The following is an 828-nucleotide window of genomic DNA, read 5'->3' on the forward strand; positions in this document are numbered from 1 at the left end:
TCTGAGTGATGGTGCATGATCATCTGTCGTGGTTGATGCGTTGTCTCGGCGGTTGGTGCCGGATGAGTTGTGGGCTCTGGTTGAGCCGTTGATGCCGTCGTTCGTGGCGCGTCCGCAAGGCGGTGGTCGGGCACCGGTGGCGGATCGGGCGGTGTTCACAGCGGTGGTGTATGTGCTGACCAGCGGTTGTCCGTGGCGGTTGCTGCCGCCGTCGTTCGGTGTCACTGTGCCCACGGCGCATCGGCGGTTCACCGAGTGGACCAAGGCCGGGTTGTGGCGGCGGCTGCATCAGGCGGTGCTGGACGAGTTGGGTAGCCAGGGGTTGATCGACTGGTCCCGGGCCGTGTTGGACGGAGCGACGGTGCGGGCCAAAAAGGGGGATCTCTGACCGGTCCGAGTCCGGTCGACCGGGGCAAGCCTGGTTCGAAGATCCACGTCCTGTCCGACCGGGCCGGCCTGCCGTTGTCGGTGGCCGTATCGGCGGCGAACACCAACGATGCCGATGCTCTCAAGCCTCTCATACGAGCGATCCCCGCGATCAAGTCCCGCCGCGGGCCACGTCGTCGCAGGCCAGCGAAATTGCACGCGGACAAGGCCTACGACCACGCCGCGCTGCGCAAGTGGGTCCGCGACCGCGGCATCACCGTCCGGATCGCCCGCAAAGGCATCGAGACCAGCAAGAAGCTCGGCAGACATCGCTGGGTGATCGAACGAACCATCGCCTGGATGTTCTGCCACCGCCGCCTGAGCATCCGCTACGAGCGCAAGGCCAACCACTTCCTGGCGTTCCTCACCCTCGCTGCCACGTTGACCTGCTCCAAGAAACTC

1 protein-coding gene is annotated in these 828 nt (G+C 65.6%); it reads left to right on the top strand.

Features of this window, described 5'->3' with window-relative positions; translation table 11 throughout:
• Positions 1 to 40: 40 nt before the first annotated feature.
• Positions 41 to 828 (top strand): IS5 family transposase gene (locus BU204_RS38765; RefSeq protein WP_198943125.1). Its coding sequence is split into 2 segments (ribosomal slippage), with 789 coding nucleotides annotated over them: positions 41 to 371 and positions 371 to 828; the frame shifts between segments, so codons are not numbered across the junction. This gene is flagged as partial in the annotation.

Source organism: Actinophytocola xanthii, assembly GCF_001921205.1.
In the GTDB taxonomy this organism is placed as follows: domain Bacteria; phylum Actinomycetota; class Actinomycetes; order Mycobacteriales; family Pseudonocardiaceae; genus Actinophytocola; species Actinophytocola xanthii.